Annotated in this window: 13 protein-coding genes; 9 read left to right on the forward strand and 4 right to left on the reverse strand. The window is 72.9% G+C overall.

All coding sequences use genetic code 11. The features are described 5' to 3' along the window. Positions 1–114: 114 nt before the first annotated feature. Complete coding sequence (locus ACIA73_RS09210; protein ID WP_399437710.1) at positions 115–318, forward strand: helix-turn-helix domain-containing protein; 204 nt, start codon at positions 115–117, stop codon at positions 316–318. Between the two features lie 230 nt (positions 319–548). Here the strand turns inward: ACIA73_RS09210 and ACIA73_RS09215 are convergent, their stop codons facing one another. Then, complete coding sequence (locus ACIA73_RS09215) at positions 549–1805, reverse strand: MFS transporter (RefSeq protein ID WP_399438036.1); 1257 nt, start codon at positions 1803–1805, stop codon at positions 549–551. Positions 1806–2052: 247 nt separating this feature from the next. Between ACIA73_RS09215 and ACIA73_RS09220 the strand changes: the two genes are divergently transcribed. Genes ACIA73_RS09220 through ACIA73_RS09245 form a run of 6 tightly spaced genes read left to right on the forward strand, consistent with a single transcriptional unit; the run spans position 2053 to position 8055 of the window. After that, positions 2053–3078, forward strand: coding sequence for an ABC transporter substrate-binding protein (locus ACIA73_RS09220; RefSeq protein ID WP_399437711.1), 1026 nt, complete (start codon positions 2053–2055; stop codon positions 3076–3078). Positions 3079–3136: 58 nt separating this feature from the next. Next, positions 3137–4249 (forward strand): FecCD family ABC transporter permease, encoded by a 1113-nt coding sequence (locus tag ACIA73_RS09225; RefSeq protein ID WP_399437712.1) that lies wholly within the window; start codon positions 3137–3139, stop codon positions 4247–4249. After that, positions 4246–5064, forward strand: a complete 819-nt coding sequence (locus ACIA73_RS09230; protein WP_399437713.1) for an ABC transporter ATP-binding protein — start codon at positions 4246–4248, stop codon at positions 5062–5064. Before ACIA73_RS09225 ends, ACIA73_RS09230 begins: the two co-directional genes overlap by 4 nt. Further along, a complete protein-coding gene (locus ACIA73_RS09235) occupies positions 5055–5894 on the forward strand; it encodes a Rossmann-like domain-containing protein (RefSeq protein ID WP_399437714.1) in 840 nt (279 codons plus the stop codon). The genes ACIA73_RS09230 and ACIA73_RS09235 overlap by 10 nt, the downstream gene beginning before the upstream one ends. A 53-nt stretch (positions 5895–5947) precedes the next feature. After that, the gene (locus tag ACIA73_RS09240; RefSeq protein WP_399437715.1) at positions 5948–7042 is read left to right on the forward strand and encodes a GHMP kinase; all 1095 of its coding nucleotides are present in this window, start codon (positions 5948–5950) and stop codon (positions 7040–7042) included. Further along, on the forward strand, positions 7027–8055 hold the full coding sequence (locus ACIA73_RS09245; protein WP_399437716.1) for a pyridoxal-phosphate dependent enzyme: 1029 nt from the start codon (positions 7027–7029) through the stop codon (positions 8053–8055). The genes ACIA73_RS09240 and ACIA73_RS09245 overlap by 16 nt, the downstream gene beginning before the upstream one ends. A gap of 198 nt (positions 8056–8253) precedes the next feature. Here the strand turns inward: ACIA73_RS09245 and ACIA73_RS09250 are convergent, their stop codons facing one another. Next, complete coding sequence (locus tag ACIA73_RS09250) at positions 8254–8574, reverse strand: hypothetical protein (RefSeq protein ID WP_399437717.1); 321 nt, start codon at positions 8572–8574, stop codon at positions 8254–8256. A 182-nt stretch (positions 8575–8756) separates the two neighbouring features. On the opposite strand from ACIA73_RS09250, the gene ACIA73_RS09255 reads away from it, so the two are divergent. Continuing rightward, positions 8757–9116, forward strand: a complete 360-nt coding sequence (locus tag ACIA73_RS09255; protein ID WP_399437718.1) for an arsenate reductase family protein — start codon at positions 8757–8759, stop codon at positions 9114–9116. A gap of 43 nt (positions 9117–9159) precedes the next feature. Here the strand turns inward: ACIA73_RS09255 and ACIA73_RS09260 are convergent, their stop codons facing one another. Both ACIA73_RS09260 and ACIA73_RS09265 read right to left on the reverse strand, forming a co-directional pair. After that, on the reverse strand, positions 9160–10041 hold the full coding sequence (locus tag ACIA73_RS09260; RefSeq protein WP_399437719.1) for an alpha/beta fold hydrolase: 882 nt from the start codon (positions 10039–10041) through the stop codon (positions 9160–9162). Further along, a complete protein-coding gene (locus tag ACIA73_RS09265) occupies positions 10038–11015 on the reverse strand; it encodes a Gfo/Idh/MocA family protein (RefSeq protein ID WP_399437720.1) in 978 nt (325 codons plus the stop codon). The genes ACIA73_RS09260 and ACIA73_RS09265 overlap by 4 nt, the downstream gene beginning before the upstream one ends. Positions 11016–11261: 246 nt before the next feature. Here ACIA73_RS09265 and glnII point away from each other — a divergent pair, with 246 nt between their 5' ends. After that, a complete protein-coding gene (gene glnII, locus ACIA73_RS09270; protein ID WP_399437721.1) occupies positions 11262–12281 on the forward strand; it encodes a glutamine synthetase in 1020 nt (339 codons plus the stop codon). Positions 12282–12540: the final 259 nt, after the last annotated feature.

Genomic DNA, 12540 nt, shown 5'->3' on the forward strand with positions numbered 1-12540 from the left:
CGATGCCCACCGTAGGGAACATCGTGTTCCATTGTCAATGGCTACCTACCTAGCAGTTGTAGTGCCATCTAGGTAACGTGATGTTCCATGAATGCGAATGGAACACTATGTGTCATGGATAAGCGATCACTGGGGCAGCTGGCCGACCGATTCAGGGCATCGGAAGCCCGGACCGAGATCCTGAGGCAAGAGCTAGCCGCAGCGATTCGACAGGCAAACGCCGACGGAGTGCCACAGAAGGACGTGTGCGAGGCGACCGGCTACACGCGTCAGCAGGTCCGCCGGATCGTCAAGGCGGCTACGGACGGCGACGAGTGACCAGTCCGCACACAGTCCGCAGCACCATCAATCACACCCGTCAGCACTCGACGCGTACCAACGTAAGAAACGCCAGGTCAGCGCAATGCACCCTCTCCATCACAGGTGGGAGAGAGGATGTCTAAGTTCGAGCTGTACTTCGACCTCTAGGCCGGACCCGCTCGTCGTCCGGAGCCCCGTCACCGCCCTTGTGGGCGGTGGCGGGGCTCCGTCGTGCGGTGGTCCCGGTGTCACGCCGTCGGGCCCCGCGCCCCCGAGAAGTGCCGGGCTCCGGGGGCCGCCATCGCCACGGCCGGGGCCAGGAAGCAGAGGGCGGCGCAGGCGGCGAGGACCGGGGTGGGGCCGAAGGTGGTGATCGCGGGGGCGATCAGGGCGAGGCCGAGGGGGGCCAGGCCGTAGGAGAGCAGGAAGTCGAGGGAGGAGACGCGGGCGAGTTTGTCGGGGGCGACCTCGCGCTGGGTGGCGGTGAACCAGGGGACGTTGAAGAGCTCGATGCCGATGCCGGCCAGGACGTACGCCGCGATGATCACGGCGGGGTGCACGGGCAGCATCAGGGCGAGCGGCGCGAGTCCGTAACAGGCAAGGCCGATGAGGGCGGTGCGGCCCTGGAGGCGGGGGCGCCAGCGGGCCATGAGCAGCGCGCCGCCGAGGGCGCCGAGGGTGTACGCGGTCATGGCGGCGGCCAGTACCCACTCGGTGCCGTACCGGTCGCGGCTGATCAGCGGGAGGGCGACGCCGGTCGCGGAGTAGCCGGTGGCGATGACGGTGGTGAGGGCGCCCAGCCCGGCCAGGAACCAGGGGTGGCGGCGGGCCTCGCGCAGCCCTTCGGCGAACTCGGCGCGCAGGGAGGACCGTTGGGGGGTCGGCTCCGGACGGTGGGTGCCCGTTCGGAAGCCCCGGTGGGTGCCCTTGCCCGGGAGCAGTGCGGCGGCCAGCCAGAGCAGGCCGATGCCCAGGAGCAGGGTCGCGGTGTCGAGGACGACGGCGAGCAGGGCGGTCAGGGCGGGGCCGGTGAGGGTGGTGACGCGTACGGCCAGGGTGGTCGCGGCGTTGGCCTGCTGGCGTTGTGAGGGCGCGACGATTTCGGCCGTGAGGGCCTGGAACGCGGGGCGGCAGGCGCCCTGCCCGGCTCCGGCCAGCGCCGCCGCGAACGCCATCAGCGAAAGTGAGCGCCCGAGTCCGAGGGCCAGCAGGGGTGCGGCGGCCGCAGCGGCGAGACCGGCCACCAGGACGACGCCGCGCCGCGAGTGGCGGTCGGCGAGGACGCCGCCGACCGCCACGGCTATCAGGAATCCGACGGTACGGGTGGCCAGCAGCAGCCCGAGGGCGGGTGCGGTGAGGGTGCGGTCCAGGACCGCGAGGCCGAGGACGAAGGGCAGGGCCCACGTCGCCAGACCGGACGCGGTGGTGCCGGTCCAGAGCCGCAGAAAGCCCGGGTCCCGCAGGACAGGGCGGGCGGGGGTGGCTTTCGTTGTCGGGTCGTCCATGGGGTTGTCTGCGGCTTCGTCGGGGTGAGCGGTCGTCACGGGGTGTGAACTCCAGAGGTTTCTTCGCCTCCCACATTGCTTGCACCGCAAGCGAGTTGGAGGGAGCGGCCGGGTCTCGGACAGGCGGGCAAGGCACCGGGGGGCTAGCTTATTGAAAATGATTACCGTTACAGTAGCGCTCGTTCCGGCCCACGTCAGCACCTGAACGCGGCCCGAATTTCCTGCTTCCATTTCCCCGGGAGGACACATGTCCCGTTCTGTCCGGGTCGGCGCCGTCGCGCTGGCCCTCTCGTTCACCGTCGTCGGCTGTGCCGAGGGCCCGGAGAAGGCGCGGCCCGCCGCAGCGCCGGGAAAGGCCGGGGGCGCGGGGGTGGAAATCAGGAGTTGCGGGCGGCAGTTGTCGTTCCCGCAGCCCCCCCAGCGCGCCGTCACACTCGATCAGTCCGCGACGGAGGTGCTGCTGGAGCTGGGGCTTCAGGAGCGGATGGCGGGCACGTCCAACCTCAAGACGAAGATCGCGCCGGAGTACCGCCAGGCGTACACGAAGGTTCCGGTGCTCAGCCCGAAGCTGCTCGGTGGCGAGCAACTGCGCGCCGCCGCACCGGACCTGGTGGTCGCCGGGTTCAACGACCACTTCACCAAGGACCGCACCGGCACCAGGGAGGAGCTGGCGGAACTCGGGCTGCCGTCGTACCTGAGCGCGGTGGACTGCCCGAAGCAGAACGCGGCGGGCAAGTCCCCCTTCGATCTCCTGCTGGACGACTACCGGAGTCTCGGCAAGGTCTTCGGTGTCGAGGAGCGGGCGGCCAGGCTGGTGAGCGAGCAGCGGGCCACGCTCGACAGGGCGGCGAAGGAGGCGGCCGGGGTACGGGGCGCTCCGCGCGTGGTGTGGGTGTACTCGGTGGCCGGGGACGCCCCGTATGTCGCCGGAAGAACCGCGATGGCCAGCGAGATGAGCCGGATCGTCGGGGCGAAGAACGTCTTCGACGACCTGGACGAGGACTGGCCCTCGGTCAGCTGGGAGGAGATCGCCGAGCGGAAGCCGGACTTCGTCGTGGTCGGCGACCTCTCCGAGCGCGGCAAGCCGGGCGACAGCGCCGCCGACAAGCTGGCGGCGATACGCGGCAACCCGGTGATGGCCCAGCTGGAGGCGGTCGCCGAGAACCGTTTCGTCACCATCCCGGGCACGGAGATGGACCCGTCGGTGCGGACCGTGAACGCACTGCCCAGGCTCACCGACGGGATGAAGGACCTCGGCTATGCCAAGCGTTAGCGGGGCCGTCGAGGCTGATGGGGTGAGAGTTGCTGAGGGGGTGAGTGGGGCTGGAAAGGTGAGTGGGGCGGAAGAGGCGGCCCTGCTGGATCCCTCCGTGCCGCTGAGGCCCGTGGCCGGCCCGGACGGCACGGTGCCGGTGCCCGTCCGTCGACGTTCCGCCCGCACCGTCGGGCTGTTCCTCGCCGTCTGTGCGGTGCTGTTGGTGTCGGTCGTCGTGTCGGTGCGGATCGGGTCCACGCCCGTCGGCTACGGCGATGTGGTGCGCAGCGTCGCCTCGCGGCTGGGGATCGGGGTGGGCGGGGCGCCGGTGCCCAGACTGCTGGACTCGCTGGTCTGGGAGTTGCGGGTGCCTCGGGTGCTGCTGGCCGCGCTGGTCGGGGCGGCGCTCTCGGTGTGCGGGGCGGTGTTGCAGGCCGTGACCCGTAACGCGCTCGCCGATCCGTATCTGCTGGGGGTGTCCTCCGGGGCGTCGACCGGGGCGGTGGTGGTGGTCGTGCTCGGGTTCGGGGCGCAGACGCTCGGGGTGACCGGTGGGGCCTTCGTGGGGGCGCTGCTGTCGTTCGGGCTGCTGATGCTGCTGCTCAGGCGCAGTGGGCTGGACTCGGTGCGAATCGTGCTGACGGGGGTGGTGGTGGCGCAGCTGTTCACCGCGCTGACCTCGCTGGTGCTGATGGCGTCCGGTGACGCCGATGTGATCCGGGCGATCACCCAGTGGCTGCTGGGGTCGATGGCTTCGGCGCGGTGGGACGCGGTGCTGGTGTGTGCGGTGGTGGCGGCCGTCGGGTTCGCGGCGGTGTGGGTGAACTCCGCGGCGCTGGACGGGTTTTCGTTCGGTGCGGACACGGCGGCCTCGCTCGGTGTCGATGTGCGCGGGACGCGGTGGGTGCTGCTGGTGGTGACGTCGTTGATGGCGGCGGTCGCAGTGGCGGCGGTCGGGGCGATCGGCTTCGTGGGACTGATCGTGCCGCACGGGGTGCGGTTCCTTGTGGGGCCGCTGCACCGGGTGCTGCTGCCGTTCTCGGCAGTGGCGGGGGCGGTGTTCCTGGTGTGGACGGATGCCCTGGCCCGGGTGGCGTTCGCACCGCAGGAGGTGCCGGTGGGGGTGTTCACGGCACTGCTCGGGGTGCCGCTGTTCCTGCTGGTGCTGCGCAGGAGGGGGGAGCTGTGAGGATCGCGGCCGAGGGGCTGACCTGGTCGGTGGGCGGCAAGGAGGTGGTGCGCGGGGTGTCGCTGGCGGTCGCGCCGGGCGAGACGGTCGGTCTGGTCGGGCCCAACGGCTCGGGGAAGTCTTCCCTGCTGCGGTGTCTGGCAGGGCTGCGGACACCGGACCGGGGTGCGGTGTCGTACGACGGTGAGGACGTACGGGGGTGGAGCGCGCGGCGCCTGGCGCGGCGGGTCGCCTTCGTGGAGCAGGCCGTCGGCCTGGAGAGCGAACTGCGGGTCGCGGAGGTCGTCGGGCTGGGCCGGACCCCGTTCCGCAGCCGGTGGGGCGCGGCGAGCGCCACCGACCGTGCGGTGGTGGCCGCCGCCCTGGCGCGGGTGGGACTCACCGAGCTGGCCGGCCGGGAGTGGAAGGCGCTTTCCGGTGGCGAGCGGCAGCGCGCCCACATCGGGCGGGCCCTGGCCCAGCGGCCGCAGGCCCTCCTCCTCGACGAACCCACCAACCACCTCGATGTGAAGCATCAGTTGGAGCTGATGGAGCTGCTCGGCGAGAGGGGCCGGACGGTGCTGGTGGCGCTGCACGATCTGTCGCTGGCCGCCAGGTACTGCGACCGGCTGCTGCTGATGCGGGGCGGGTGCCTGGTCGCGGCCGGAACGCCCGCCGAGGTACTGACGGCGCCGCTGCTCGCGGAGGTCTTCGAGGTGGACGCCGAGATCGGCGTCGATCCGCTCGGCCGCTTCGCGGTCGCCTACCGGGGTGCCGTCGCTGGAAATTCCGTAACGAGACAGGACGAGAGGGAGAGGACAGCAGCATGGACGTGAGCACGATCAGGGGAAACGGGACGACGGACGGGCTCCTGGCGGAGGTACTGGCCGCTCAGCACGGGCCGCTGCCCGAGGAGTTGACCGCGACCAGCGTGTTCTGGGCGCATCACGGGACCCGGCTGGCGGGCGGCACCACCACCTACCTCAATCAGTACGTGCTGATACGGGTCGGCTCGGCCTTCGGGGCCTGCGCCTTCGAGGCCGGGGAGCTGGACGCGGGGGTGTGCGGGGCACTGTCGGGCAGTTCGCTGGGAGCACTGCTGCGCGACCCGGCGAGGCCGGTGCGGGTGGCGGCGCTGGACGCGTATCTGGCGGCGGTGCGCCCGCACCGGGAGGCGGACGCGGAGGCGGTGACCCTGCCGGCCGGGCCGCCGGAGGTGCGGGCGGTGGCCAGGGACGCGGCGATCGCGGGGCTGCTCGACCTGCCCGAGGGGGCCGGGGTCGCGTTGATCGGGGTGGTGAATCCACTGGTGGCGGCGATCCGGGAACGCGGCGGGGTGCCGCTGCTGTGCGACCTCAACCTCCGTACGACGCAGTGGGGCGACCCGGTCAGCACCGATATGAACGAGGTGCTGGAGGCGGCGGACGCGGTGGTAGCCACCGGGATGACGCTGAGCAACGGGTCCTTCGACACGATCCTGGCGCGCTGCCGCGAGCGGGGCGTGCCACTGGTGGTGTACGCGCAGACCGGCAGTGCGGTGGCGCGGGCGTTCCTGGGGGCGGGGGTGAGCGCGGTGTCGGCGGAGCCGTTCCCGTTCTCGCAGTTCAGCGCGGATCCGACCGTGCTGTACCGGTATCGGGCCGCTGCGGTGGCGGGTGCCGCGTGAGGGCCGCCGCCGTCGCTTCCTCCTGCGGGTCCTCGGGTTCCTCCCGTACGCCCGTGGACTCTTCCCGTACGCCCGAGGGCTCCGCCCACACGCCCCCGGGCCCGCGCATCGGCGCCGGGCACGCGGCCTGCCATCACGGCGAGATCCTCCAGGGTGTCTTCCGGGACGCCACCGGGCGGGCCTGCGCGGGGCTGGTGACGCTGCCGGTGTACGACGGGCCCGGCAGCCGGGCGGTCTTCGTGCCGCGTCCCGGGGGTGCGCCAGGGGTGGTGACGGTGTGCCCGGCCGACCGGACGAAGGCGCGGCGGGCGGCGGAGCTGGCGGTCGAGGAGTGTGCGCGAAGGACTCATGTCCCGCTGAGCGGCGGAGAGTTGACGCTGGGCGGGAATCTTCCCGTCGGGCTGGGGATGGGCTCCTCCAGCAGTGACGTGCTCGCCGCACTGCGGGCGGTCGCGGATGCCTTTGGGGTGCACCTGAGTCCCGGGACCCTCGCCTCTCTCGCGGTACTGGCCGAGGGGGCGTCCGATCCGCTGATGCTGGACGGGCGGCCGGTGCTGTTCGCCCAGCGGGAGGGGCGGGTGCTGGAGGTGTTCGGCGGGGCGCTGCCGCCGGTGGTCGTGGTCGGCTGCACCCTGGGCGGCGGCAGGCCGGTGGACACCTTGGCGCTGGCGGACTCGGCGCCGGCGGGCGCCGACCGCACCACCGGCGCCGAACTCGGTGAGTACGCCCGGCTGCGCGGCCTGTTGCGGCGGGCGGTGCGGGAGGCCGATCCCGTACTGCTCGGTCAGGTGGCCACCGGGAGCGCCCGGCTCGGCCAACGACGTCTGCCGCAACCGGAGTTCTCCGCACTGGTGGAGGTGGCCGGGCGGGTCGGCGCCGTCGGTGTGCAGGTCGCGCACAGCGGCAATGTGGCCGGACTGCTCCTCGACCCGGCGGGCGGCGGACTGCCGCGCCGGGTGCGGAGTTGCGTACGTGCCCTGGAGGCGCTGGGCCTTCCGGCCGGCCGGGTCTTCACCACCTACGGGCCCACCGCTCCCCCGGCGGCACCACCGTCCGGCGCGGGACGCGCGCTCCGCTCCCGTAACGAACCCTTCCCCTGCCCTGTCACCTCCCCTCAGCGAGGAGCTCTTCCATGGATACGCACATAGCGGACTCGATCGGCCGTCCCGATCTGGTGCGGCTCGACGACGGGCTGCTCTGTCTGCGCTTCGAGACGATGAAGGTGGTCTCCGCGCTGGCCGCCGTACGCCACCTGCTCGACACCGGGGCGGTGCGGCGCGGGGACACCCTGGTGGACAGCTCCAGCGGCATCTACGCCTATGCGCTGGCGCTGGCCTGTCACAGGTACCGGATGCGCTGTGTGATCGTCGGGTCGACCACCGTGGACCGTACGCTCCGGACCCAACTGGCGGTACTGGGCGCCAGGTTGGAGCAGATGGACCCCTGCGACGACCTCAAGCTCGATCAGAGCCGGCGGGTGGCCAGGGTCGGCGAGATCCTGGCCGCGCACCCCGGGTACCACTGGATGCGGCAGTACCACGACGACATCCACTACCTCGGCTACCGCGCGGTCGCCGACCTCGTCCGGCGCGAGACGGATGTGTCGCGGCTGACGTTGGTGGGCGGGGTGGGGTCGGGGGCGTCCACGGGGGCGCTGGCCAGGTATCTGCGGGACAGAGCGCCGCATTCCGGGGCGGGCCGCGGGGTGGAGCTGGTCGGTGTGCAGCCGTACGGCAGTGTCACCTTCGGCAGTGAGCGGGTCGCCGATCCGGAGATCATCATCGCCGGGATCGGCAGCTCCATCCCGTTCGCGAACGTGGACCACACGGGGTACGACACCGTGCACTGGATGTCCTTCGGCACGGCCCTGTCGGGCAGCGTCGACCTGCTGCGGCGGCACGCGGTGTTCGCCGGGCTCTCCACCGGGGCCGGATATCTCGCCGCGCGCTGGGAACGGGAGCTCGCGCAGGACCGGACCGTGCTGTTCCTGGCGGCCGACACCGGGCACCGGTACGCGGATTCGGTCTTCGCACGGCACGAGGAGGCCACGGCGGTCGGCGACCTGAAACCGACGGACGTGGCGTCGACGGACGAGCTGGCACTGCCGTGGTCACGGATGCGGTGGGGGCGGCAGGCGGCGCACGCGGCGGCCGTGGCCTGAGCCGGAGGGGCATGCCAAGGGGCGAGAAGGGCGGCGGAAGGGGGGGGGGGGGGGGGGGGGGGGGGGGGGGGGGGGGGGGGGGGGGGGGGGGGGGCGGGCCCGGCCGCCCCCCCCCCCGCCCCCCCCCCCCCCACCCCCCCCCCCCCCCCCCCCCCCCCCCCCCCGCTGCACCCGCTCAGCACCGCACCTTCGGGCCCCTCAGCCCATCTCGTCCCGGATCAGCTCGCGGACCAGTCGGCACGTCGTGTTGGACGGCGGGTGGATGCCCACCCGCTCGGCCGTGTCGCGGATCTTGCGGTTGGTCGCCTTCTCGGGGACGTACACCCCGGTGTCCATCAGGGCTATCGCCAGGCGCATGGCCTTGAGACGGCGGTTGTGGGAGATGTACCACTCACGCGGCCGGCCGGCCGGGAGGGGCTTCTTGCGGAGGGGCTTGCGGTCGGCCCCCGTCGGCCTGCTCGACTTCCTGGGCTTTCCGGGCAGGGCATTGGTCATGAGTACGGCAGCGGCCACGGGCATCCTCCTGATGCGGTCGACAACCCTCTCGAACTACCTCCATTTTACTGCCCACCACTGACAATCGCCGCTGGCCAGACGGCATTTGGGGCGGGCTGGGAGGCGGTGTGGGAGGTGGGCCGGGAGGTGGCGCGAGGGGCGGGGTGGGAGGTGTGGCGCGAGGTACCCCCGGATACCGTTGGGGCATGGAGATCTGGATCAACCCCGCGTGTTCGAAGTGCCGTTCCGCAGTGCGACTGCTCGACGCGGAGGGGGCCGAGTACACGGTGCGGCGCTACCTCGACGACGTACCCGACGAGGAGGAGATCCGGGCGGTGCTCGGGCGGCTGGGCCTGGAGCCGTGGGACGTCACCCGCACCGGGGAGGCCGAGGCGAAGGAGCTGGGGCTGAAGGAGTGGGCGCGGGACGCGGATGCGCGGGAGCGGTGGATCTCGGCGCTCGCCGCGCATCCGAAACTGATCCAGCGGCCGATCATCACGGCGGACGACGGTACGGCGGTGGTGGGACGCACCGAGGAGGCGGTGCGGGACGCGCTGGGGCGCTGATCGGATCGGGGGCGCCGGCCGGCTGGGGGCGCTGATCCGCCACTTACGGAGTGCCCAGGAACTCCCTTACATGCAGGGCCAGTTCGGCCGGTTGGGCGAACGGCATGCTGTGGTGCGTCGCCTGCGGGAGTACGGCGATCCGGGGCGCCGGGAGGAGTGCGGCGGCGCGCGCGGCGACCTTCGCGGAGTCGTGGCTGCGGCTGCGGCCGGCCATGACGACGAGGGTGCGGGGGCGCAGGGTGCGCAGCTCCGCGGGGACGGGGCTCGGTGCGGTGACGGGCGGCTTGCCCTTGAACTCCGCGTTGGCCAGCTGGAGTTGGAGCCAGGCCGGGTCGAGCGGAACGCCCTGGGTCTCCCAGGTGAGGAACGTGGTGATCCGGTCGGCCCGGGGGCGCAGCAGCATGGGCAGGGCACGGGCCAGGTACCCCTTGGAGAGGCCCGCGAAGCACTGGGTGGGGTCGAGCAGGATCAGGTGACTCAGGCGGTCCGGGGCGCGCAGGGCGTACTGGAGGGCGGTCCAGGCGCCGTAGGAGTGGCCTGCCAGGACGGCGGGGCGGTCGGGGCGGGCGCCGACGGCGTCGAGGAGTGCGTCCAGCCAGATCCGCTGGTCGTCGAGGGTGCGCAGCGGACGGTCCGGGTCCGGCACGCTCATCCCGGACTCGCCGACCGGGTCGATGGCGTGCACCCGGTGGGTGCGGGCGAGGTCGGCCACATTGGCGTACCAACTCCCGGAGGTGGCGCCGCCGCCGGGGAGCAGGAGGAGGGGCGGGGCATCGGCCGGGCCGCAACTGTTGAGGCGGGTGGGGCCGAAGGGGGTGGGGATGGTGCTGGGCTCGGCGGTGAATCCTGCGGGCCAGGTGGCGAGGAGGGCGTCGTAGGCGGCGAGGAAGGCGGGCGGGGGGACGGTGGTGGCGGCGTCGGTCATGCGGTCCGCTCCTTCGGGGCTGCCGACGGGGCCTCGTCCGCCGGAGCTGCGGACGGGGCGTTGCCGGCCCTGGCCGCAGACAGGGCGGTGTCGGCCTCCGCCAGGATTTCCGTGACGCGCAGGCCGAAGCGGGCGTCGCAGGGGTGCGGGGTGCCGGTGCGTACGGCTTCCAGGAGGGCGTCGATCGCCGTACCGAAGGAGTCGACGCCCGCACCCCACTGGCTGGGCAGCGAGTGCACACCGGCCGCGCCGCGCAGTTCGATGCCGACACCGGAGGCCTCCGGCGGGGCGGTCAGGCTGAGGGTGGCGGTGCTGGAGGCGCCGGAGGTGTGGCGCAGGGCGAGGTGCACGGTGTCGCCGGGGCCGTCCGCAGCCGTCAGTGCGGTGACGTCGCCGAACACGGGGAGGAGCACGGAGAGGGCGTGCGGGCCCACGTCCCACAGGGCGCCCTTCTCGCCGCGCCACGGGGAGGCCGAGTACGGGCTGCCCGTACCGGGGGCGAAGACCGACCCCAGCCAGTCGGCGCGGCCGGTGAACCAGCCCTTGGTGGCGGCCTGTTCGTCGATCCAGCCGGTGGTGCCGGCGGCGAAGCGCAGGGTGAAGAACACCACGGACGCCACCCCGGCGGCATCCGCCGCGTCCGCGACCCGGCGGGCACCCTCGGGGGTCGTCGCCACGGGCTTGTCCAGCAGGAGATGGCGGCCGGCCTGCGCGGCGCGGACGGCGAGCGGGGCCTGGATGTCCGGGGGCAGCGCGATCGCGACGGCGTCGCAGTCGGCGAGGAGGGCGTCCACGTCGTCGTATGCGGTGGTGCCGTGCGCCTCGGCGAGGGCGGCGGCGGCCTCGGGACGCCGGCCCCACACGCCGACGAAGTCGACACCGGGGTGGGCGGCGAGGGCGGGGGCATGGGTGCGGTCGGCCCAGGGGCCGGTACCCAGAAGGGCGATGCGGGTGGAGGAGGAGGTGGAGGTCATACGGGTCAGTCTGCCCGGTGCGGGGGCAGGGGGCGTGGGTGCCGCCCGGGTGAGTGGGTGCGACGCACGTCACGTGACCCGTGGGGGCAGGTAACACGGGGTTCACATACGGGCAACGGCCGGGAAATCGCCGGTTGCCAGGCTGCCGACCATCACCGCAGCAGCACGGGGCGCCGTACACCCCGCCACCGCCGCACCGATGGCACCGCACCCCGCAGCCGCGCAACCCGTAGAGGATGGCACCCCGTGACGTTCAAGGCCGAGTACATCTGGATCGACGGCACCGAGCCGACCGCCAAGCTCCGCTCGAAGACCAAGATCCTCGGCGACGGCGCCGCACTGCCGGTCTGGGGCTTCGACGGATCCAGCACCAACCAGGCCCAGGGCCACGCCTCCGACCTCGTACTGAACCCGGTGTTCTCCTGCCCGGACCCGATCCGCGGCGGCGACGACATCCTCGTCATGTGCGAGGTGCTGAACATCGACATGACGCCGCACTCCTCCAACACCCGCGCCGAACTGCGCCCGCTGGCCGAGCAGTTCGCCGGCCAGGAGCCGATCTTCGGCATCGAGCAGGAGTACACCTTCTTCGAGGGCGAGCGCCCGCTCGGCTTCCCGGTGGGCGGCTTCCCGGCCGCGCAGGGCGGCTACTACTGCGGTGTCGGCGCGGACGAGATCTTCGGCCGCGAGATCGTCGAGAAGCACCTCGACCACTGTCTGACCGCCGGTCTCGGCATCTCCGGCATCAACGCCGAGGTCATGCCGGGACAGTGGGAGTTCCAGGTGGGCCCGCTGGCCCCGCTGGAGGTCTCCGACCAGCTGTGGATCGCCCGCTGGCTGCTCTACCGCACCGCCGAGGACTTCGGCGTCTCCGCGACGCTGGACCCCAAGCCGGTGAAGGGCGACTGGAACGGTGCGGGCGCGCACACCAACTTCTCCACCAAGGCGATGCGCGAGGGGTACGACGCGATCATCACCGCCTGCGAGTCGCTGGGCGAGGGCTCCCGCCCGATGGACCACGTCAAGAACTACGGCGCGGGCATCGACGACCGCCTCACCGGTCTGCACGAGACCGCCCCGTGGAACGAGTACAGCTACGGCGTCTCCGACCGCGGCGCCTCGGTCCGCATCCCCTGGCAGGTCGGCAAGGACAAGAAGGGCTACATCGAGGACCGTCGCCCCAACGCCAACGTCGACCCGTACGTCGTCACCCGGCTGATGGTCGAGACCTGCTGCACCGCGCTGGAGAAGGCCGGACAGGTCTGAGGGCAGTAGCCCGGCCGTCAGTCGGTCACCGGGGCGGGGGGGGGGGGGGGGGGGGGGGGGGGGGGGCGGGGCGGGGGGGGGCGGGCGGGCGGGGGGGGGCGGGGGGCGCGCCCCCCCCCCCCCCGCCCGCGCCCCGCCCCCGCCCCCCCGCCCCCCCCCCCCCCCCCCCCCCCCCCCCCCCCCCCCCCCCCCCCCCCCCGGTGGTGGTCCGTACACGGGGAGACCGGGCTGACGCCGCTGGACCGGCGCGGGCGGCTCA

Origin of the sequence: Streptomyces sp. NPDC051561 (genome assembly GCF_044454195.1) — a bacterium.
Lineage (GTDB): Bacteria > Actinomycetota > Actinomycetes > Streptomycetales > Streptomycetaceae > Streptomyces.

Bases quoted from the DNA above. Each gene is read 5' to 3' on its own strand.
- ACIA73_RS09210 (WP_399437710.1), top strand. From the start codon at position 115: ATGGATAAGCGATCACTGGGGCAGCTGGCCGACCGATTCAGGGCATCG.
- ACIA73_RS09245 (WP_399437716.1), top strand. From the start codon at position 7,027: ATGGATACGCACATAGCGGACTCGATCGGCCGTCCCGATCTGGTGCGG.
- ACIA73_RS09260 (WP_399437719.1), bottom strand. From the start codon at position 10,041: ATGACCGACGCCGCCACCACCGTCCCCCCGCCCGCCTTCCTCGCCGCC.
- ACIA73_RS09265 (WP_399437720.1), bottom strand. From the start codon at position 11,015: ATGACCTCCACCTCCTCCTCCACCCGCATCGCCCTTCTGGGTACCGGC.
- ACIA73_RS09215 (WP_399438036.1), bottom strand. From the start codon at position 1,805: ATGGACGACCCGACAACGAAAGCCACCCCCGCCCGCCCTGTCCTGCGG.
- ACIA73_RS09220 (WP_399437711.1), top strand. From the start codon at position 2,053: ATGTCCCGTTCTGTCCGGGTCGGCGCCGTCGCGCTGGCCCTCTCGTTC.
- ACIA73_RS09250 (WP_399437717.1), bottom strand. From the start codon at position 8,574: ATGCCCGTGGCCGCTGCCGTACTCATGACCAATGCCCTGCCCGGAAAG.
- ACIA73_RS09235 (WP_399437714.1), top strand. From the start codon at position 5,055: ATGGACGTGAGCACGATCAGGGGAAACGGGACGACGGACGGGCTCCTG.
- ACIA73_RS09255 (WP_399437718.1), top strand. From the start codon at position 8,757: ATGGAGATCTGGATCAACCCCGCGTGTTCGAAGTGCCGTTCCGCAGTG.